Annotated in this window: 19 protein-coding genes and 2 pseudogenes; 7 read left to right on the forward strand and 14 right to left on the reverse strand. The window is 68.8% G+C overall.

The window, feature by feature from the left end:
• Positions 1–38: 38 nt before the first annotated feature.
• The 5 genes from purQ to kynA form a co-directional block, all read right to left on the reverse strand.
• The gene (gene purQ, locus E3T25_RS04170) at positions 39–737 is read right to left on the reverse strand and encodes a phosphoribosylformylglycinamidine synthase subunit PurQ (protein ID WP_104099451.1); all 699 of its coding nucleotides are present in this window, start codon (positions 735–737) and stop codon (positions 39–41) included.
• A complete protein-coding gene (gene purS / locus E3T25_RS04175) occupies positions 737–1,006 on the reverse strand; it encodes a phosphoribosylformylglycinamidine synthase subunit PurS (protein WP_104099452.1) in 270 nt (89 codons plus the stop codon). The genes purQ and purS overlap by 1 nt, the downstream gene beginning before the upstream one ends.
• 39 nt (positions 1,007–1,045) lie before the next feature.
• Positions 1,046–2,449: a kynureninase gene (locus E3T25_RS04180; RefSeq protein ID WP_134372364.1), complete on the reverse strand. Its 1,404-nt coding sequence runs from the start codon at positions 2,447–2,449 to the stop codon at positions 1,046–1,048.
• Positions 2,450–2,622: 173 nt separating this feature from the next.
• The gene (locus E3T25_RS04185; RefSeq protein WP_134372366.1) at positions 2,623–3,636 is read right to left on the reverse strand and encodes an amidohydrolase family protein; all 1,014 of its coding nucleotides are present in this window, start codon (positions 3,634–3,636) and stop codon (positions 2,623–2,625) included.
• Positions 3,637–3,790: 154 nt separating this feature from the next.
• On the reverse strand, positions 3,791–4,645 hold the full coding sequence (gene kynA, locus E3T25_RS04190) for a tryptophan 2,3-dioxygenase (RefSeq protein ID WP_134372368.1): 855 nt from the start codon (positions 4,643–4,645) through the stop codon (positions 3,791–3,793).
• A gap of 136 nt (positions 4,646–4,781) precedes the next feature.
• Between kynA and E3T25_RS04195 the strand changes: the two genes are divergently transcribed.
• Positions 4,782–5,516, forward strand: coding sequence for a TetR/AcrR family transcriptional regulator (locus tag E3T25_RS04195; RefSeq protein WP_166785940.1), 735 nt, complete (start codon positions 4,782–4,784; stop codon positions 5,514–5,516).
• Positions 5,517–5,573: 57 nt separating this feature from the next.
• Here the strand turns inward: E3T25_RS04195 and E3T25_RS04200 are convergent.
• The 4 genes and pseudogenes from E3T25_RS04200 to purD form a co-directional block, all read right to left on the reverse strand.
• A pseudogene (locus tag E3T25_RS04200) lies at positions 5,574–6,397 on the reverse strand (VOC family protein).
• A 298-nt stretch (positions 6,398–6,695) separates the two neighbouring features.
• On the reverse strand, positions 6,696–7,079 hold the full coding sequence (locus E3T25_RS04205; RefSeq protein WP_104099457.1) for a VOC family protein: 384 nt from the start codon (positions 7,077–7,079) through the stop codon (positions 6,696–6,698).
• Between the two features lie 128 nt (positions 7,080–7,207).
• Positions 7,208–8,128: a phosphoribosylaminoimidazolesuccinocarboxamide synthase gene (locus E3T25_RS04210; RefSeq protein ID WP_134372392.1), complete on the reverse strand. Its 921-nt coding sequence runs from the start codon at positions 8,126–8,128 to the stop codon at positions 7,208–7,210.
• Positions 8,129–8,483: 355 nt separating this feature from the next.
• Complete coding sequence (gene purD, locus E3T25_RS04220) at positions 8,484–9,761, reverse strand: phosphoribosylamine--glycine ligase (protein ID WP_134372372.1); 1,278 nt, start codon at positions 9,759–9,761, stop codon at positions 8,484–8,486.
• Between the two features lie 199 nt (positions 9,762–9,960).
• On the opposite strand from purD, the gene E3T25_RS04225 reads away from it, so the two are divergent.
• From E3T25_RS04225 to purM, 6 genes are all read left to right on the forward strand, one after another.
• Positions 9,961–10,320 (forward strand): sterol carrier family protein, encoded by a 360-nt coding sequence (locus E3T25_RS04225; protein ID WP_134372374.1) that lies wholly within the window; start codon positions 9,961–9,963, stop codon positions 10,318–10,320.
• 119 nt (positions 10,321–10,439) lie between these two features.
• The gene (locus E3T25_RS04230; protein WP_134372376.1) at positions 10,440–11,072 is read left to right on the forward strand and encodes an NAD(P)-dependent oxidoreductase; all 633 of its coding nucleotides are present in this window, start codon (positions 10,440–10,442) and stop codon (positions 11,070–11,072) included.
• Positions 11,069–11,521 carry a MarR family winged helix-turn-helix transcriptional regulator gene (locus E3T25_RS04235; protein ID WP_134372378.1) on the forward strand — a complete coding sequence of 151 codons (453 nt, stop codon included), beginning with the start codon at positions 11,069–11,071 and terminating at the stop codon, positions 11,519–11,521. The genes E3T25_RS04230 and E3T25_RS04235 overlap by 4 nt, the downstream gene beginning before the upstream one ends.
• Positions 11,522–11,791: 270 nt before the next feature.
• Positions 11,792–12,190: a hypothetical protein gene (locus tag E3T25_RS16975; RefSeq protein ID WP_174843922.1), complete on the forward strand. Its 399-nt coding sequence runs from the start codon at positions 11,792–11,794 to the stop codon at positions 12,188–12,190.
• A gap of 116 nt (positions 12,191–12,306) precedes the next feature.
• Positions 12,307–13,914, forward strand: coding sequence for an amidophosphoribosyltransferase (purF, locus tag E3T25_RS04245; protein WP_104099462.1), 1,608 nt, complete (start codon positions 12,307–12,309; stop codon positions 13,912–13,914).
• Complete coding sequence (gene purM / locus E3T25_RS04250; protein ID WP_104099463.1) at positions 13,911–15,014, forward strand: phosphoribosylformylglycinamidine cyclo-ligase; 1,104 nt, start codon at positions 13,911–13,913, stop codon at positions 15,012–15,014. Before purF ends, purM begins: the two co-directional genes overlap by 4 nt.
• A gap of 248 nt (positions 15,015–15,262) precedes the next feature.
• On the opposite strand, the gene E3T25_RS04255 is transcribed toward purM, so the two are convergent.
• From E3T25_RS04255 to E3T25_RS16640, 5 genes and pseudogenes are all read right to left on the reverse strand, one after another.
• Positions 15,263–15,520: a DUF3073 domain-containing protein gene (locus E3T25_RS04255; protein WP_134372380.1), complete on the reverse strand. Its 258-nt coding sequence runs from the start codon at positions 15,518–15,520 to the stop codon at positions 15,263–15,265.
• 171 nt (positions 15,521–15,691) lie between these two features.
• On the reverse strand, positions 15,692–16,060 hold the full coding sequence (gene crcB / locus E3T25_RS16635) for a fluoride efflux transporter CrcB (protein WP_166784841.1): 369 nt from the start codon (positions 16,058–16,060) through the stop codon (positions 15,692–15,694).
• Positions 16,057–16,473: a fluoride efflux transporter FluC gene (locus E3T25_RS04265; protein WP_134372384.1), complete on the reverse strand. Its 417-nt coding sequence runs from the start codon at positions 16,471–16,473 to the stop codon at positions 16,057–16,059. The genes crcB and E3T25_RS04265 overlap by 4 nt, the downstream gene beginning before the upstream one ends.
• Positions 16,474–16,476: 3 nt before the next feature.
• Complete coding sequence (locus E3T25_RS04270) at positions 16,477–18,600, reverse strand: APC family permease (protein WP_134372386.1); 2,124 nt, start codon at positions 18,598–18,600, stop codon at positions 16,477–16,479.
• Positions 18,601–18,880: 280 nt separating this feature from the next.
• Positions 18,881–19,296 (reverse strand): annotated as a pseudogene (locus E3T25_RS16640) (hypothetical protein); the annotation flags it as partial.

Below are 19,296 nucleotides of genomic sequence, written 5' to 3' on the forward strand. Positions count from 1 at the left end.
CGCTCCGGCGCGCCGACAACCGCATGGTGCGGACGCTGTTACGCGCTGACGAGCATCCGTTCGATCACGGAGGTGAAGAAGGTGATCCCGTCGGTGCCGCTGCGCATGGCGTCGACGGTGTCGGGGCCGAAGCCCGGCTCGACCGCGTGCTCGGGGTGCGGCATCAGACCGACGACGTTGCCGCGCATGTTGCTGATGCCGGCGATGTCGTTGAGTGAGCCGTTCGGGTTCATGCCGACGTAGCGCACGACCACGCGGCCCTCACCCTCGAGGCGCTCGAGCGTGTCGGCGGAGGCGATGAAGCCGCCCTCGCCGTTTTTGAGCGGGATGGTGATCTCCTGGCCGGCCGCGAAACCACCGGTCCAGTCGGTGAGGGCGCTCTCGACGCGCAATTTCTGGTCGCGGCAGATGAACGAGCCGTGGTCGTTGCGGATCAAGCCGCCCTCGAGCAGGTGCGCCTCGGTCAGCATCTGGAAGCCGTTGCAGACACCGAGCACGGGCATGCCGCTGTTGGCCGCGCTGATGACCTCCGCCATGATCGGAGAGAGGCTCGCGATGGCGCCGCAGCGCAGGTAGTCGCCGTAGCTGAAGCCGCCGGGCAGTACGAGCGCGTCCACGCCGTGCAGGTCGTGCTCGCCGTGCCAGAGGGCGACGGGCTCGGCGCCGGCCAAGCGGATCGCGCGCGCGGCGTCGCGATCGTCGAGCGAACCGGGGAACGTGACGACGCCGATGCGCATCAGTGCGTCTCTCCGGCGGGTGCCTCCAGCACGTGGATGCCGATGACATCCTCGATCACCGTGTTGGACAGCACGGTGTCGGCGAGTTCTTGCACCTCGGCGAGCACGGCGTCGTCGACGTGGCCGTCGATGGTGAGTTCAAACCGCTTGCCCAGGCGAACGCTGGTGAAACGGGTCTTGCCGAGGCGACCCAGGGCGCCGGCGACGGCCTTCCCCTGCGGGTCGAGCAGCTCGGCCTTGGGCATAACTTCTACGACGATTGTTGGCATAGCTCACTCCGGAGGCGTCGGGGGGTGGATTCCACGATCCTACAGGCCGACCCCCGGGACGCCGAGCGCACCGGCCAGGCCGGTGCCCAGGCCGGTGCCGAGACCACCGTTGGCTCCGCCGGCAAGCCCGCTCTGCCCGAGCAGCACACCGCGCAGCACGTCCCGGATCGCCGCGACCCCCTCGAAGGTCTCGACGAAGCTTGTGCTCAGCGGGGACAGGCCGATGCGCAGTGCGTCGGGCATGCGGAAATCGGGGATCACATCGTGCTCCCACAGAATCTGCGTCACCTGCCGCATGGCGGGGTGGTTCACGGTCACGTGACCGCCGCGGTGCGTGGGCTCTCGCGGCGACGACACAGTCACGCCCATCGGGGCAAGCCAGACATCCACGAGGGTCAGCGCGAACTCGGTCAGCGCCACCGACTTGGCGCGCACCTGGTCGATGCCCGCCTCCTCGATCATCGCGAGCGAATCCTGCATGGCCAGCATCCCCACGATCGGCGGGGTTCCGCTCATGAAACGACGGATGCCGTTGGCCGGCACATACCCCGGGCCCATCGTGAAGACATCCTTCGTTCCCATCCAGCCCTGAATCGGCTGGGTGAGAACGTCTTGCAGGTCGCTGCGCACATAGGCGAACGCGGGGGCGCCGGGGCCGCCGTTCAGGTATTTGTAGGAGCAGCCGACGGCCAGGTCCACGTCGCACAGGTCGAGTTCGACCACCACGGAGCCGACCGAATGGCTGAGGTCCCAGAGCACGAGGCCGCCCGCGGCGTGCACCACCGCGGTGATCTCGCGCATATCGGCAAGGAAACCGGAGCGGTAGGCCACGTGGCTGAGCAGCACGAGCGCTGTCTGCGGGCCCACGGCCTGCCGCACCTGCTCCACTGTGACGCCGCTCGCGGGGTCGGAGTGGATCCAGTGCAGCGTCATGCCACGTTCGGCCGCGATGCCCTCGAGCAGGTAGCGGTCGGTGGGGAAGTTGTCGGTGTCCAGCACGATCTCGGTGCGCGTCGGTTCCGCGTCGACGCGAAGGTAGTCGACGGCCGCCCGCGCCAACTTGTAGAGCAGCACGGTGGTCGAGTCGCCGACGAAGACCTGGCCGGGCGCGGCACCGAGGGCGGCGCGGCCAATGTCGTCGCCGATTTTCAGCGGAAGGTCCAGCCAGGCCTCGTCCCAGCCGCGGATCAGGCGGGTGCCCCAGTCGTGGGTGAGGAACTCGGTGATCCGGGCCACGCTGGCCCGGGTGGGCCGGCCGAGGGAGTTGCCGTCGAGGTAGGCGACGAGGCTCGGGGTGTGCCCGGTCGCGCTGTCGGGTTCGATGCCGACGAACTGCCGCCGGTAGTGCCCGAGCCCGTCGATGCGGTCCATCCGGCGGGCGAAGGCGAGCTGGGCATCCTGGCTGCCGTTGCCGGCGGGGCTGGTGTCGGTGTGGGGGGTCATCTGGATTCCTCGAGGTCGAACGGATGATGGGCAGCCATCTCTCGCAGCGATGCGCGCTTCCCGGGGACTCGCCGACACCGTGCCGCGCTGGAAGTATCCCACCCACGCGGGTGACCGCGCGACTACGGAAAGCGCGGACGGCCGTGCGGCGGTGGATGCGGTCGGGGGTGCGCTCAGGAATCCGGCGGGTCGAGGGTGCTGAGGTCGCCGAGGTCGCCGAGGTCGCCGAGGTCGACCGGGCTGATCGCCCGGGCGGTGCCGAGCCAGGCGCTGAACGCGGCCGGGTCGGCCGGGCGCTTGCCACGCAGCACCGTGACCAGGCGCTCGCTGCCTGTTGGGCCGCGCAGCACGGTCCGGAAGCCGCCGAGGTTTCCCATGGTCAGGCTCCGCAGCACGTCGTCGCCGCTCAGGCCGGCGCCGAGCAGCGCGTTGATCTCCCGCCGGTTCAGCCCGAGCGGCAGCGGGCCGTTGCCGAGGTCGGTGCCGTAGAGCACCTGTCCGCCGGCCCGGTGGAAGCGGCGCAGATTGTCGACCGCGCGATCGAAGTCGTCGGTCGGCTCGCCCCAGCCGTGGATGTCGAGGGTGCTGATCCATGCCATTCGCCTGGCCATGGCCGCAATCACCTCGTCGCCCAGCCGCTCGCTGAACGGCGTGTGCGCCAGGGCGTCCACCCCGGCCTCGAACGCGCGGAGCGCCTGGCCGGCCCCCTCGGCGTGGGCGAGAACGGGGGCCCCGCGATCGTGGGCGTGCCCGACTATGGCCGCGAGAACCGCGCGCGGCAGCACTGGCCCGGCGTCGCCGTTCAGCGTGACCTTGATCACGGATGCCCCGAGCGCCAGCTGGTCGTCGACGGCGGCCGCGGCATCCGTTGCCTGGGCCACGAAGCGCACGCTGCCTGCCGGGGCCCAGGACCGTTCGCTCGGGTAGCCGCCCGGCGCGGCGAGAAACTGCCCCGCGAACACGGTCTCGGGAAGGACCGCGCTCGCGGGACGCCCCGCTCGCTGGGGCTCTCCCGCGCCCACCTCCACCCGCCGAGGTCGAGCACCCGGGTCGGACTCGACCGGAAGCGTCGACCTCGGCGGCGTCCACCCGCCGAGGTCGAGCACGCGGGCGATGCCGGCCGCGGTGAGCGGAGCCGGGTCGATCAGCGCGAGGTGCACATGCGCATCGAGGAAGCCCAGGAGCACGGTCCTGCCGACCGTCCTGCCGACGGTCCTGCCGACCGTCCTGCCGACGGTCCTGCCGACCGTCCTGCCCGGCACCGATCCGCACGGCACCGGTTCGCCCGGCACCGATCCGCCTGGCACCGATCCGCCTGGCCGGCCGCCGGTCATCCGTGCCTCATGTGCCGAGTTCGGTGCGCACGGCGAACAACTCGGGGAAGAAGGTCAGCTCGAGCGCCTTCTGCAGGAAGGCGGCCCCGCTCGACCCACCGGTACCGGTCTTCATGCCGATGATGCGCTGCACGGTCTTGAGGTGACGGAACCGCCAGAGCTGGAAGTTGTCCTCCAGGTCGACGAGTTCCTCGCAGGCCTCGTAGGCACCCCAGTGCTCGCCCGCGTTCTCGTAGATCCCGCGGAAGGTGGCCACGAGTTCCGGATGCAGCACCCACGCCTCCGTGACGTCGCGCTCCAGCACGGGTGCCGGGATAGCGAACCCCTGCCGGTGCAGGTAGCGCAGAAACTCGTCATAGATGCTGGGGGCCGCAAGCATCTCGGAGAGGATCGCGTGAGCATCCGGATCGCTCTCGAACACGCTCAGCATGCGCCGGTTCTTGTTGCCGAGCGCGAACTCGACGGCCCGGTACTGATACGACTGGAACCCGGACGAGTTGCCCAGGAAATGCCGGAACTCGGCGTATTCGCTGGGCGTGAGCGTGGCCAGCACCGACCACTGCTCGGTCAGGGTGCGCTGGATGTGCTTGACCCGGGCGATGCATTTGAGGGCCGGGGCGATCTGGTCCTGGCGCAGGAACGCGGTCGCGGCGCGCAGCTCGTGCAGCACGAGCTTCAGCCAGAGCTCGGTGGTCTGGTGCTGGATGATGAACAGAAGCTCGTCGTGGTGCTCGGGTGAGCTGACCGGCTTCTGCGCACCGAGCAGGGTGTCCAGATCGAGGTAGGAGCCGTAACTCATCCGCTCCCGGAAATCCGTCACGATCTCGGGATCGAACTCGCGGGTGTTGTGCTCGACCGACATGGTGCTCCGTTTCGTTCGGGTGCTGACTGCATTGTGCGGGACAGCCCCGGCCCGGCGCAACTGGCTGACACCTGCCAGGGGGAGGCGTGGAGGTGAGCCTCCGCGATGCCAAGGTTCGGGACCTAGACTCAGGGTCATGACTTCGCCCGAATCGACCCCGCAGGATGGGGCGCAGCCTCGACGGCGTGACGCCCGGCAGAACCGTGAGCGTCTCCTCATTGAGGCGCGGGCACTGATCGCGGTGCACGGCGTTGACGCTTCGCTGGAGGAGATCGCCCGCCGCGCCGACGTGGGCGTAGCCACGCTGTACCGCAATTTTTCCACCCGGGACGACCTGGTCAGGGCCCTGCACGACATCTCCCTCGCCGAGCTGGCCTCGGTGCGCGACGAGATCGCGGCTGCCCCCACCGCGTGGGACGGCATCGTCGTCTACACCGAACGCGTCGCCGAGTGGCTCGTCGCCGACCCGTCGCTGCCGCCCATCCTCAAGCGCATGGAGACGGTCGACCCGGCGCGCGGCAAGGCGGCCTCGTTCAAAGCGGTGCTGTCGGCCCTCGTCACGCAGGCCAAACGCGACGGCGACCTCCGAACGGATGTCGATGCGGTCGACCTCGCGGTCCTCGTCACCATGGTGGGCTCGCTCGGCACCCTTGGCGGCGGTTACACCGGCCAGTGGCGGCGCCAGCTGTCGATCGTGCTCGACGGGCTGCGGGCCGTCGACCGGGGCCGGCCCAAGCTGCCGGGACGTCCGCTGGGAGCCAAGGAATACCAGGCGGCCGTGCACGGCCTGAGCCGCCGTGCCACCCGGGTGGCCTCCCGCGGCACGGGTGCGGCGCCGGGAGCCGGCGCTGCGCCCGAGGCCGGCGCATAGGACATCTGCGTTCGGCGTCGGCGGGGTGCGCCGCGCTGACGCCGTGCGGACCGCGGGCTACTTCGTGCGCACCACGATCTGGTTGCCCCACGGGTCGTCGAAGCCGAGGGTCTGCCCGTCGTGACGGGTCTGCACGCCGAAGTGGGACATCCGTTCGTTGAGGGCGCCGATGTCGTCGGAGCCCGGCAGGATGATATCGACCTCGCCGAGCCCGAGGGCCAGTCGGCGCTTGCCGGCGCCGGCGCTTAGGTGTTCATGGCCGTGTGGTGGTGGTAGCCGCCGGCCGAGACGAACAGGGCCTGGCCGCCGAGGGTCGCCGTCGCCTCGAAGCCGAGGCGGTCCACGTAGAACTCGCGGGCCGTGCCCACGTCGCCGACGGAAAGGTGCACGTGCCCGACGATGGCGTTGCCGACCGACGGATGCGCCTGACCGTCCCGGGTCAGGTGCTCGCCGATGAAGGTGTTCGGGTCGAGGTATAGGGTGGCCATCTCGACCTGGCCGTGGGTCCAGCTCCACTCGGTGCGGTCGCGGTCCCAGTACAGCTCGATGCCGTTGCCCTCCGGGTCGGTGAAGTAGAAGGCCTGGCTGACCAGGTGATCGGCACTGCCGGTGAACGATCCCGGATGCGTTGTGCCCACCGAGTAGACGGCCGCGGCGAGCTGCGCCTGCGTATCGAAGAGGATGGCGGTGTGGAACAGCCCGCTCGAGCGGGGCTCGGCGGCGGCCAGCTCCGGGGCGTGCTGCAGAACAACGATCGGTGTGGTTCCGCGCCCGAGCACGGCGACCGGCCCCTCGTGGCTCTGTAGCTCGAGGGTCACCGCGTCGCGGTAATACGTGATCATGGCGTCGAGGTCGCCCACCCGCAGGGTCACCGCGCCCATGCCGGTGGATGCGGGCAGCAGATCGTTCGCAAATCGATTCACACTGGCCCCAACGGATGATCCGGGCTCGGTATTCCGGTCGTGCGCCGCGTGGCGGGGGCTAACTCAGGAGATCCGGCGGCACGGTCGCGATCGGACGCCATCCGCCGCGGAAACAGTGACCCCGGGGACGGCCTTGGTCGGGATCTCCTGAGTTAGCCCCAGATTGGAGTCGGGAGGTGGAGTCGGGAGTTGTAGGGGGATCGGGAGTCGGGAGCGGGTCGGAGCGCAGAACGCGACCCAGCAGTCCGGGCGCTCGCTACTGCTCGTCTTCGTGGAGCTGGATCAGGTTGCCGCAGGTGTCGTCGAAGATGACGGAGGTGCCGTAGGCATCCGTGCTGGGGGCGCCGGCGAACTGAACGCCCAGGGTGCGGAGTCGCTCGTACTCGGCCTGCACATCCGGTGTGCCGAACACGATGGCCGGCAGCCCGAGGCTGCGGATGCCCTGAGCGTACTTCTGGTAGACCTTGTTGTCGCTCGGCTCGAGGAGGAGGCCGACCCCGTCGGGGTCTTCCGGGGACTTCACGATGTACAGCTGGTGCTCCGGCATGGACATCAGCTTCTCGAATCCGAGCACGGACGTGTAGAAGTCGAACGCGGCGGACGGATCGTTCACGTGGACGCTGCACATCTTGATTCGCATGGCCGGAGCGTATCAGTTTGCGGCCCGTGGCCGCCGGGCCGTGACGCCTCGCGACGGCACGCCCGGCTGCGGGGAAACCCAGCGACGGTGCGGTGCCCGCGGAGAAACGCGGGCCACCGCAGCCGCGCCTACGCCGCGCCCGCCGCGGAAGCCGCGTGCGTCAGCCGCGCCAGCAGTTCCAGGTAACGGGCCGCGGTCTGCCCGATGATCTCCGCCGGAAGTGCCGGCGGTGTGCCGGTCAGGTCCCAGTTGGCCGCGAGCCAGTCTCGAACGATCTGCTTGTCGAAACTGGCCATTCGTTGTTCCGGGGTCGTGCCGGACTGCCAGAGCGAGGAGTCCCAATAGCGGCTCGAGTCGCTGGTGAGCACCTCGTCGGCGAGCGTGATGGCGCCCGTGAGGCGGTCGGCGCCGAACTCGAATTTCGTGTCGGCCAGGATGACCCCGGCTTTCTCGGCGATCGCCGAGGCGTGGCCGAAGATCTCCAGCGACAGGCGGCGCAGCTCGTCGGCAACGGAGGCCCCGACCAGCTCCACCGTGCGCTCGAACGAGATGTTCTCATCGTGCTCGCCCATCGGGGCCTTCCACGCCGGGGTGAAGATGGGTTCGGGCAGGCGGTCGCCGTTCTGCAAGCCGGCAGGCAGTTGGATGCCGCACACCGTCTGGGTGGACTGGTATTCCTTCCAGCCCGATCCGGTCAGGTACCCGCGCACGACGCATTCGATCGGGAACATGTCGAGGGTCTTGCAGAGCATGGCGCGCCCGGCAACGGCGGACGGGAGCAGGCTGGTCACAGCCCCGTTGACGGTGTGGTCCGGCACGAGGTGGTTGGGGAAGCCCACGAGCTGGTCGAACCACCAGAGGCTGAGAGTGGTGAGCAGTTCGCCCTTGCCCGGGATGCCGGGCTCGAGAACGTGGTCGAACGCGCTGACGCGATCGCTGGCGACCACGAGCACGCGTGCGGCGGTCGCGAGGTCGGCCGCGGCATCCGGAACATAGAGGTCGCGCACCTTGCCCGAGTAGGCGTGACGCCATCCCGGCAGGTCGGGCAGAGCGGATGCGGCGGGCTGGTCTAGTGCGGTCACGGCTATATTCTTGCGCACCGGCCGGTGCCCGCGCCAACGCGGTGCCGGCGTGGGCTCGTGCCGGGCTCGTGCCGCCCGCGGCGTGCCGCGCTTCCGTGCCGAGGATCCCAGGGGGAGGGGCTAACTCAGGAGATTTGCGCTGCCGGTGTCATCCGGCCTGGTGTTCTCGGGTGTTCTCAGCGCTCGCCGAATGGATCTCCTGAGTTGGCCACGGAAACAGCGGGCGGCGACAGCTCAGCCGGGCCAGTGAGACGAGGGCTCGGCGGGCTCGGCGGGCGACGCCGGCGACGCGGGCTCAGCGGGCGACACCGGCGACGCGGGCTCAGCGGGCGACAGCGGCGACGCGGGCCGCGATGTCGGTGCGGAACTGGCAACCCTCAAGCGTGATCAGGGTGAGCGCCTCGTAGGCGCGGGCGCGGGCATCCGTAAAGCCGTCGCCGACCGCGACGACGCTGAGCACGCGTCCGCCGGTGGACACGAGGGTGTCGTCGACGACGGCCGTCGCCGCATGCGCAATACTGACGCCGGGCACAGCGGATGCCGCGGCAAGGCCGGTGAGAGCGCGTCCGGTGACCGGCGCATCCGGATAGTTCTCGCTCGCGAGCACGACCGTGACGCAGGCGTCAGCCGAGAATACCGGGCGGGCCAGGCCGCCGAGGCCGCCGGTGGAGGCCGCGAGCAGCAGACCCGACAGTGGCGTGACCAGGCGCGGTAGAACCACCTGGGTCTCCGGGTCGCCGAATCGGGCGTTGAATTCGATCACCCGGATGCCCTCGGTCGTGAGAATGAGGCCGCAGTAGAGCAGACCGATGAAGGGGGTGTCCTCGGCGGCGAGCTTGCGCACCGTGGGCAACGCGATCGTTTCGATGACCTCGTCTACGAAAGCCTGTTCACTGCCGAATTCGGCGTCGAGCCAGGGCAGCGGCGAATAGGCGCCCATGCCGCCGGTGTTCGGGCCTAGGTCACCGTCGCCGAGGCGTTTGTAGTCCTGGGCGGGGGAGAGCGGCAGCACGCTGTGGCCGTCGCTGAGCAGGAAGAGGGAGACCTCCTGCCCGTCCAGGAATTCTTCGATCAGCACGCTGCCGTGCTGAAGCCAGTAGGTGGCGTGGTTGATCGCGGCCGTACGGTCCACGGTGACGAGCACGCCCTTGCCGGCGGCGAGGCCGTCGGCCTTCACCACGTAGGGCGCCCCGAACTCGTCGAGTGCGGACGTGGCTTCGGCGAGCGACCCGGCGCGTTCAGCGCGTCCGGTGGGCACGCCCGCGGCGTCCATGATGCGTTTGGCGAAGGTTTTGCTGCCTTCGAGGGCGGCTGCGGCCCGGTCCGGACCGAATACCGGGATGCCCCGGGTGCGCAGCGCATCGGCGACCCCGGCGACGAGCGGCGCCTCCGGCCCCACCACGACGAGCTCGATGCCGTTGAGATTCGCGTAGTTCGTGACCTGCTCGGGGTCGGCCGGGTCGAGCGGAATCACCGGCACATCCCGGGCGATGCCGGCATTGCCTGGCGCCGCCACGATGTCGTGGCGCGGCTCCTCGCGGAGCAGCGCGGTGATGATGGCGTGCTCGCGGGCACCGGAACCGAGGACCAGAATCTTCACCCCGTCAGATTAGCGGATGCCGCGTAGCCCCGCGCGGGCGGCGGACAGCGGGCATTGGCGCAAGAGCGCTGCGCCCATGCTGCGCCGATACGCGCATGGTGTGCCAGGCGCGCAGCGGCGCAGCATGCGCGCGAGGTGGGCTGGCGGCGCAAGGAGCGGGCGGCCGGCACGGACCGCAGACAGGAGGCAGACTGGTGGCGTGGCACGAGCGAGGATTGACGACGGCGTGGGGCGCGCGGCGGTGCGCGAATACGCGGCGCAGCAGGGTGAGGCGAGCCGAGACATCCGTGCCCTGGCGGTTCGGTACACGCTGCAGCTGCTCGCCGAGAAGGCCACCGGCAACACACTCGAGGTTCGCGTGCCGCCGTTCGGGGCCGTGCAGTGCATCGCCGGTCCGCGCCACACCCGCGGCACACCGCCGAACGTCATTGAGACGGATGCCCCCACCTGGCTCGCCCTCGCCATCGGAACGCTCTCGTGGGCTGATGGCATCGCATCCGGTCGCATCGCCGCCTCCGGCCAGCGCGCCGACCTGGTCGGGCACCTACCGCTTCTCTGACGCCTCCCACCTCCGTCTCGGACGCGACTCCCCCTTTTCTCCCTCGTTAGTTTTCCCCGTCGTTGTGGTTCGGTGGCAGCATCATCCGATCACAACATTTAGCGACTAAACTAATTCTCATGACAGTGATTGCTTTGTTCGGTGCGACCGGTAAGACCGGTCATCGCGTGCTGACGCGAGCTCTTGCCGCTGGATGCAAGGTGCGGGCTCTGGTGCGTGATCCGGCCAAGCTCGTCACCACGTCGCCGGCTCTGACGGTTATTCGCGGTGACGTGTTGGACGCGGATGCCGTGGATCAGGCGGTGGCGGGGTCAGACGCCGTGCTCAGCCTGTTCGGGCAGGTCAAGGGGTCGCCGCCGACCCTGCAGACCGAGGGCAACCAGCTCATCGTGGACGCGATGGGGCGGCACGAAGTAAAGCGGATCGTCACCCTGTCGGGCGGCGGGCTAACCGCTCCACTGGACCGGCCCGGGCCCGCAGACCGCGTCATCAGGTTCTTGCTGAAGACCCTGTCCGGGCATGTTCTCGCCGACGCGGAGCAGCACCTTCGGGTGCTCGAGGCGTCCGGGCTGGAGTGGACGGTCGTTCGTGGTCCGCGGTTGACCGAGAAGCCGGGTGCTGGAACCTACCGAGTGGGATGGGTGGGCGTTGATGCGAGCACCCAGATCAGTCGAGATGATCTCGCGGACTTCATCCTCACCCAGGTGGAGGATCGCACCTTCATCGGGCAGATGCCGTTTATCAGCGCATGACACAATCGGCGCACCTGCTCACCTCGCACCGGTCCGGGCAGATGGGGGAGGTCCTGGCGGCGGTCGTTCGTCTGTCGCGGTCGATCGCGAGCCCGCGATCGACTCCGTTCGGCAGCACGGTCCTCACACGCACCCAGCTGGATGTCCTCTTCGTCCTCGCTCACGCGCAGGACTCTGTCACTCCGGGCCGGCTTGCCGCACTGTTGCACGTCACACCGGGGGCCATCACTCAACTCGTCGACCAATTGCGCGAGCATGACCTGGTCGAGCAGTTCGCATCCGACCAGGACGGACGGGTGCGGCTCCTCAGGCTCACCGGAGTCACGCGTTCCCAGGTCGAGGCGTTCGAAACTCTCGCGATAGAACGCTCCGCACCATGGTTCGACACGCTGACCGATGACGCACTGACCGAGCTCGCTGGACTGCTCGCACAGGTCAAGGGATCCTGAGAGGTGCGGTCATTGTGACAGGCGCGACCGGGGCGCTCGGCTCGGCCGTGGTGGATCGTCCACCGGCCGCCGCGGTGATCGCCGAACACTGAACCTCCGTGTCCGCGGAAGTCCACCGCGCCACCCTGACGCGCCGCCGCGGCTGCCGCACGACGAGGTCGATGTTCGCGCTCCCGCGTACCGCAATCTCATTCATCCGGGCAGGCTGGCATCCGCCGGGCAGAGCCAACACACAGCCGCAGGACCGACCAGGCGTGCGAGAATGAAAGCGTGATCTCAGACCAACAGCCCGAGCAGGAGTCCGATTCCGGCACCGGTGAGAGTGCCGGCGAATCGATCGTCGACAAGTCCACCGTCACCGTGCGGCGCTCGCCCCGCTTCTTCAACTTCATGCTCCTCGGCGCCCTGATCGGTGCGATCGCGGCCCTGGTTCTCACGGTCGTGTTTCCCGAGAACGCCGAGTTCGGGGCTACCCAGGTCTTCGGATTCCTGTTGCTCGCGTTCCTCACGCTGGGCGTCGCCCTGGGTGCCGTCGTCGCCATCATCATCGACCGTGTCATCTCCCGCCGCGGGAAGACGGTCGTCGTCGATAGAATGGCAGCTGTCGGTCCGAGCGATTCCGAGTCTCCGGATGCCGTATCCGACTCGTCGAATTCTGATCGGGGCTAGCTCAACCCGCCCGTCCCAACAACACGGCTCACCGGACCGAAGCGGAGAAGCTCCCGGTTACCCCACAACTCTCAGCACACACTTCCCCGAGCACTGATAGTAGAAGAGGCACCGATTTGGCTGGCGGCGACGGACTTTTAGGCCATGATCTACTCCCCGGAGAGAAGGGGCCGCAGGATGCCTGCGGCGTTTTCGGCGTCTGGGCTCCCGGTGAGGAGGTGGCTAAGCTCAGCTACTTCGGCCTCTATGCCCTGCAGCACCGGGGCCAGGAATCGGCCGGGATCGCCACGAGTGACGGCTCGAAGATCCTGATCTACAAGGACATGGGCCTGGTCTCCCAAGTCTTCAACGAGGCCGCGCTGAGCACACTGATCGGCCACATCGCCGTCGGGCACACCCGCTACTCGACCACCGGATCGTCCAGCTGGCAGAACGCCCAGCCCACCCTGGGCCGAACCTCGGGCGGCACGGTCGCCCTCGGCCACAACGGCAACCTCACCAACACGGCCGAGCTCCTGCAGCTCGTGCACGAACGCTACCCGAAGGTGGAGGGCGAGCTCGCCCGCGGCAACACCACCGACACCGCAGTGATCACCGCCCTCTTCACCGGCGATCTCGACCACACCCTCGAAGCCACGGCGCTCGAGGTTCTGCCGCGTCTGCGCGGCGCTTTCAGCCTCGTCTTCATGGACGAGACCACCCTCTACGCCGCCCGCGACCCGCAGGGGGTGCGCCCGCTGGTGCTCGGCCGCCTCGAGCGTGGCTGGGTGGTCGCATCCGAAACCGCCGCCCTCGACATCGTGGGCGCCAGCTTCGTGCGCGAGGTCGAGCCGGGCGAGCTCATCACCATCGACGAGGACGGCCTGCGTACGCAGCGCTTCGCCGAAGCGAAGCCCGCCGGCTGCGTGTTCGAGTACGTCTACCTGGCCCGGCCCGACACCACCATCGCCGGCCGCGGCGTGCACGAGGCGCGGGTCGAGATGGGCCGTCGCCTCGCCCAGGAGTACCCCGTCGAGGCCGACCTCGTCATCCCGACCCCCGAGTCCGGCACGCCGGCCGCGATCGGGTACGCGCAGGCATCCGGAATTCCGTTCGGCCAGGGTCTGGTGAAGAACTCCTACGTGGGGCGCACCTTCATCCAGCCGTCGGAGACCATCCGCCAGCGGGGAATCAAGCTCAAGCTCAACCCGCTCAAGGCCGTGATCAAGGGCAAACGGCTGATCGTCGTCGACGACTCGATCGTGCGCGGCAACACCCAGCGTGCCCTGGTCAGCATGCTGCGGGAGGCCGGTGCGGCCGAGGTGCACGTGCGCATCTCGAGCCCGCCGATCACCTGGCCCTGCTTCTACGGCATCGACTTCGCCTCCCGCGCGGAACTGATCGCGACCGGCCTCGGCGTCGACGAGGTGCGCCAGGCCATCGGCGCCGACTCGCTCGGGTACCTCTCACCGGAGGGCATGATCGCCGCCACCGAGCAGCCGCCCGAACGCCTATGCACGGCCTGCTTCACCGGGGTCTATCCGATCCCGCTGCCCGACTCAGCACACCTGGGCAAGAACCTGTTGGAACGTCCGGCCGCCGCCTCGAACGGATGCGACCCGGGCCCCGACTCGGAATTCGAGCCTCTGCTCGCCCCCACCTCACTGCGCCAGGAAGCACTGCGCGAAGAATCCTTGGTCACACAGGGTAAGCCCCCGATCGGCGACCCAGGAAGACAAGAATGAGCAACGCATCCTATGCGGCGGCCGGAGTGGACACCACGGCCGGCGACCTCGCCGTCTCCCTGATGAAGGAGGCCGTGTCGAACACGCACGGTCCCGAGGTGCTCGGCGGGTTCGGCGGTTTTGCCGGCCTCTACGACGTCTCCTTCCTCACCGGCTACACGCGCCCGCTGCTGGCCACGTCAACGGATGGCGTCGGCACCAAGGTTGCGATCGCCCAGGCCATCGACAAGCACGACACGATCGGCCAGGACCTTGTGGGCATGGTCGTCGACGACATCATCGTCGTCGGGGCCCGCCCGCTCTTCATGACCGACTACATTGCGTGCGGCAAGGTCGTCCCCGAGCGGATCGCGGACATCGTCGCGGGCATCGCCCGCGCCTGCGCCGCCACCGGCACCGCACTCGTCGGCGGCGAGACCGCCGAACACCCCGGCCTCCTCGGCGTTGACGACTACGACGTGGCCGGCGCCGCCACCGGCGTGGTGGAAGCCGACCAGGTGCTCGGCGCGGAGAAGGTCCGCCATGGTGACGTCGTCGTGGCGCTGGCCTCTTCCGGCCTGCACTCCAACGGCTACTCGCTCGTGCGGCACATCCTCGCCAACCGCGGCATCGGCTACACCGACACGTCCGCCGATTTCGGAGGCGTGGTCGGCGAGGTCCTGCTCGAGCCGACGCGGCTCTACACCGGGCCGCTGCTCGGCGTGATCTCCGACCCGGAGCTCGCCGGCGTCGTGCACTCGCTCAGCCACGTCACCGGCGGCGGCATCGCGGCGAACCTCGCTCGCGTGCTCCCGCTCGGCGCCTGGGTGGAGGTCGACCGGTCCACCTGGTCGCCGTCCCCGGTCTTCCGGGTGCTCAGCGAACTCGCCGGCTCCTCGCTCGAGAGCGCGGAGGGCACCTGGAACCTGGGTGTCGGCATGTTCGCCGTCGTCGCGGCCGAATCGGCGTCATCCGTCATCGCGCGCCTCGCCACCGAGGGAGTGCCGGCCTGGGTGGCCGGCCGTGTCTCGACCGCCCCGCACGACCTCGCGGGCTTTGAGCAGGGTGCCAAGGGCGTGAACGGCGGCGCCGTGCGCCTGGTCGGCGGCTACGCGCTCTAGCAGGCAGCCCGTCGGGCGCCCGCCGGGCGGCCCGTGCGCGTAAATGGCCGCCATCGGTGAAACGATGGCGGCCATTTGCGCGCACCCGCTGAGGCACGGGGCCGCGGGGGAGCAAAGCTAGGCGAGCCGAGCCGAGTCGAGATGAGCCGAGATGAGCCGAGCTGAGCCGAGCCGAGATGAGCCGAGCCGAGCCGAGCCGAGCCGAGCCGAGCCGAGATGAGATGAGCCGAGCCGAGATGAGCCGAGCGTCAGGCGCGCTTCTGCTCGTCTTCGGTGGCGTAATGGTCGACGTATTGGTCGTCGGCGTCGGCTTCGTCGTCGGTGTCTTTGCCGGGCTTGCCGGCCTCGTACTCCGGCCACTTCGCCAGGTCCTCATCGAGGCGCGGGTCGTTGGCCGGATGCCCGGTGAGCTCGCGCTCAAGCGCGTTGTAGTTGGTGTCCGGGCTGAAGTACTTCAGCTCGCGGGCAACCTTGGTGTGCTTTGCTTTTTGACGGCCGCGCCCCATGCGAGACCCCCTAACGATGCCAGGCCGGGTGAGAGGAACGTCTCCCGGGAGTTGCCGAATATGGTGAAAACTAGCCGTCAGTTTAGCATGGCGGGCCGAACGGGCCGAGGATGCAAATCCTGAGCAGCGGTTCGCCGAGCACGTTCACAATCAGCGTTCCTTCACTGTACCTCAGCGGGAGAGGAGGTAGCCCGCACCACAGACCAGGAACCCGAGCAGGAGAGTGCCGATCAGGTTGACAATGCCAGCTCGCCGACGCCCGGTGAGCGTCAGTTCGACGGTCTCGACGCTCCAGGTGCTGAACGTGGTCAGGCCGCCGCAGACCCCGGTCAACAGGATCAGCTGCACGTCGGCGGACACCGCGGCACGCTCGGAGAGACCGAGCACCACGCCGCCGATCAACGATCCGGCCACGTTCACGATCAACACGCCGAGCGGCAGCCGCCCGGGGCCGACGGGGAGGGCACGCGAGACGAAGTAACGGATGACCGCCGCCGCGCCACCGGTGACGAGTACGCCGAGGACCAGCCAGGTGCTCACAGAGTGCTCCCGGCATCCGGAATGTCCGGCAACACGCGGTGTCGAAGCTGCGCCCCCAGCTGCAGGCCGAGGGCCGCGGCCCCGAACCCCAGCAGCAGAGTGGCCGCCAGGTAGATCCAGCCGAGAGTCGGGAATCCGGCCGCGCCGAGCGCGACCAGGGACACCATGACGGCGGAGTAGGTCGTGAACGACCCGAGCACCCCCGTTCCGAGGGCGGCCTTGACCCAGGCCGGCAGGCCCGGGCGGGTCCACAGGCCTGCCACCAGCCAGCCGAGGATGAACGCGCCGATCGTGTTGGCGATCAGCGTGCTCGCCGTGAAGTCGGTGTCGGCGTGCGGGAGAGCCTGATCGATGCCGAGTCGAAGGCCCGTGCCGACCATGCCGCCGAGAAAGACGCCGGGAGCAAGGCGCATCCGTTACTTCCTCTTGCGGCGCCGCGCGGCGGACGGCCGGGAATTTGGCGGAACCGTGCCGACGACCGGCGTGGGTCGGATCGAGATGTCCTTGGTCGCCGGAGCGAGCGGGCGGCGCGGGATCGGGCGGGGGCGCACGGGCTCGCCGCGGCGGTCCTGGCCGGGCACGGGCCGGGAGCGCCGGCCGTAGATGAGCTCGGAGGAGTCGAGCAGCCACGGCACCAGGGCAATGGTGACGCCGTGCACGAGCATGAGTTTCTGGCGCAGCCGCCGGGCCTTGTGGTTGTGCAGCAGACCCTCCCACCAGTGGCCCACGATGTAGATCGGGGTGTACACGGTGACGACCTCGGAGCCGTGGTCCTCGCGCCGATCCTTGATGTAGCTGATCAGAGGCCAGCTGATATCCCGGTAGGGCGACTGTACGATGCGCAACGGCACCTGGATATTCTGCTGCACCCAGGCGCGCTTGAGCGCCTTGGTCTCGTCGACGTCGACGGAGATGTGTACGGCCTCGATGCTCTCGTGGCGGGCCGCGATCGCGTAGTCCAACGCCTTGAGCACGGGCTTCTGCATCTTGCCGACCAGCACGATCGCGTGGTCGCCCGACGAGCCGAAGATGGTGTCGGCATCCACTTCGATTTCCTTGGCGACGTCGCGGTAGTACCGGTTGACGCCGAGCATGAGGGTGAACAGCACAGGCATCAAAACGAAGACGAGCCAGGCGCCGTGGGTGAACTTGGTGATGGTGACCACTATCAGCACCACGCCGGTGAGCAGCGCGCCGAAGCCGTTGATCGAGAGGCTGGCGATGATGGATGCCCGGTTCGGCGGGTTCGTCTTCAGCAGGGTCAGCCAGTGCCGCACCATGCCCGTCTGCCCGAGTGTGAAGGAGACGAAGACGCCGATGATGTAGAGCTGGATCAGCACGGTCAGGTTGGCCTGGTAGATGACCAGGATGATGCAGGCGAAGAGGGCCAGCAGCAGCACACCGTTGGAGTAGATCAGGCGGTCGCCGCGGGTGCTGAGCGATTTCGGGGCGTAGGAGTCTTTGGCGAGCACGGAGCCGAGCAGCGGGAAGCCGTTGAACGCCGTGTTTGCGGCCAGCAGCAGCACCGCCGCGGTCGCGGCCTGGAGCACGAAAAACATGATCGAGTTGTTGCCGAAGGTGGCCGCCGCGATCTGGGCGATCAGGCTGCGCTGCGGGGAAGTCGCACACTCCTCCCAGCCGATCAGGTCGCAGGGATTTTCCGCGTAGTGCACCTTCGAGAACAGCGCGAGCGCGGTCAGGCCGATGAAGAGCGTGATGGCGATGCCGCCCATGAGCACCAGCGTGCGCTGGGCGTTCTTGACCTTCGGATGCTTGAACGCGGGCACCCCGTTGGCGATCGCCTCGACGCCGGTGAGCGCGCTGCACCCACTCGCGAAGGAGCGCAGCAGCAGCAGGATGAACGCCGACTGGGCCAGGCTCTGGGCCTCTACGTCGTAGTTCGCCGACTCGGCCATCGGGGTATCGCCGAGGGCGACCCGAGCGAGGCCCACGACGACCATCAGCAGCACGCTGGCGATGAACAGGTAGGTGGGGATGGCGAAAGCCTTGCTCGACTCGTGCACGCCGCGCAGGTTGACCGCCGCGAGCAGGATCACGAAGAAGACCGCGAACTCCACCCGGAACGGCGCCAGGCCCGGCAGTGCGGAGATGATGTTGTCCACGCCGCTGGCCACCGACACGACCACGGTCATCACGTAGTCGACGAGCAGGGCGGACGCGACGACGAGGCCGGCCTTCTCTCCGAGGTTCTTGTGCGCGACCTCGTAGTCGCCGCCGCCGGACGGGTAGGCCTTGATCAGCTGGCGGTACGACGCGACTACCACGACGAGCAGTAGCACGACGCACGCCGCGACCCAGGGCGCGAAGCTGAGAAAAGCCAGCCCACCGAGCGTCAGGATCATCAGGAGCTCTTGCGGCGCATACGCGACGCTCGACAGCGGGTCGCTCGCGAAGATGGGGAGGGCGAGGTGCTTGGGCAGCAACTGGCCGTCGAGCTTTTCGGTCGAGAGCGGGTCGCCGATGATCCACCTTTTCGGTGAACGTGTTTCTGGTGCCTGGGGGGTTCCCTCTGGTGTCACGAGGGACGACACTACTCCCTTGGATTCCTCTGTCAAATCCAGGGGAGTCGGCCGCCGTGCGGGCGTGTCGGGTGCGCCCGGTCTGCCCGATCTGCGGCGCCCTGATGTCCCTGCACGCGATCGACCGTTCGGCGGGATGCACCGACCGCGCCCACCCCACCGCCGAGGAGACCGCGGTCCGTGCCGTCTGACCCGGTTGCGACGGTGACACACAGAACACCCGCGCAGCTGGCGAGGGTGTTCTGTGTGGGGGGTGGGGGTGCTGTTGCACCGCTCCGGGCTAGTGGCCGCGCTGCCGGTGCAGGGCGGCGAGGATGTCCGCGCGCACCTCGACCAGGCGAGCCCGAAGTTCCGGCACGAGCGTGGTCGGCACGCCGGACCGTGTGGCAGCCTGGCGCAGGTCCGCGCGCAGCTGCTGACGGAACTCGTTCAGCACCAGGTCGGCCTCATGCAGCGCCCGGTTGGACTCGAGACGCGGGTCGGGCGTCGAGGCGGCCGTGGATCCCGAATCGCTTTCGACGGTTCCGGCGCGGGCACCTGTTCCGTCGAATGTGGTTCCCGATGTGCTGCCGCTCGCTGCCGATTCCGCTGGGCCGGTCTGCCATCCCGCACCGGCCGAGGCTGAAGCCGCGGCTGATGCGGCTGCCGCACCGGCTCGGGCCCCGGCCGCGGCGCCGGCTGCCGCGCCGGCGGCGG

It is taken from the genome of Cryobacterium sandaracinum, from assembly GCF_004403415.1.
Classification (GTDB): Bacteria; Actinomycetota; Actinomycetes; order Actinomycetales; family Microbacteriaceae; genus Cryobacterium; species Cryobacterium sandaracinum.

What these genes read in the sequence shown, in the direction of transcription:
- purQ (WP_104099451.1), bottom strand. Translation starts at nt 737, where the DNA reads ATGCGCATCGGCGTCGTCACGTTCCCCGGTTCGCTCGACGATCGCGAC.
- purS (WP_104099452.1), bottom strand. Translation starts at nt 1,006, where the DNA reads ATGCCAACAATCGTCGTAGAAGTTATGCCCAAGGCCGAGCTGCTCGAC.
- E3T25_RS04180 (WP_134372364.1), bottom strand. Translation starts at nt 2,449, where the DNA reads ATGACCCCCCACACCGACACCAGCCCCGCCGGCAACGGCAGCCAGGAT.
- kynA (WP_134372368.1), bottom strand. Translation starts at nt 4,645, where the DNA reads ATGTCGGTCGAGCACAACACCCGCGAGTTCGATCCCGAGATCGTGACG.
- E3T25_RS04195 (WP_166785940.1), top strand. Translation starts at nt 4,782, where the DNA reads ATGACTTCGCCCGAATCGACCCCGCAGGATGGGGCGCAGCCTCGACGG.
- E3T25_RS04205 (WP_104099457.1), bottom strand. Translation starts at nt 7,079, where the DNA reads ATGCGAATCAAGATGTGCAGCGTCCACGTGAACGATCCGTCCGCCGCG.
- E3T25_RS04230 (WP_134372376.1), top strand. Translation starts at nt 10,440, where the DNA reads ATGACAGTGATTGCTTTGTTCGGTGCGACCGGTAAGACCGGTCATCGC.
- E3T25_RS04235 (WP_134372378.1), top strand. Translation starts at nt 11,069, where the DNA reads ATGACACAATCGGCGCACCTGCTCACCTCGCACCGGTCCGGGCAGATG.
- purM (WP_104099463.1), top strand. Translation starts at nt 13,911, where the DNA reads ATGAGCAACGCATCCTATGCGGCGGCCGGAGTGGACACCACGGCCGGC.
- E3T25_RS04255 (WP_134372380.1), bottom strand. Translation starts at nt 15,520, where the DNA reads ATGGGGCGCGGCCGTCAAAAAGCAAAGCACACCAAGGTTGCCCGCGAG.
- E3T25_RS04265 (WP_134372384.1), bottom strand. Translation starts at nt 16,473, where the DNA reads ATGCGCCTTGCTCCCGGCGTCTTTCTCGGCGGCATGGTCGGCACGGGC.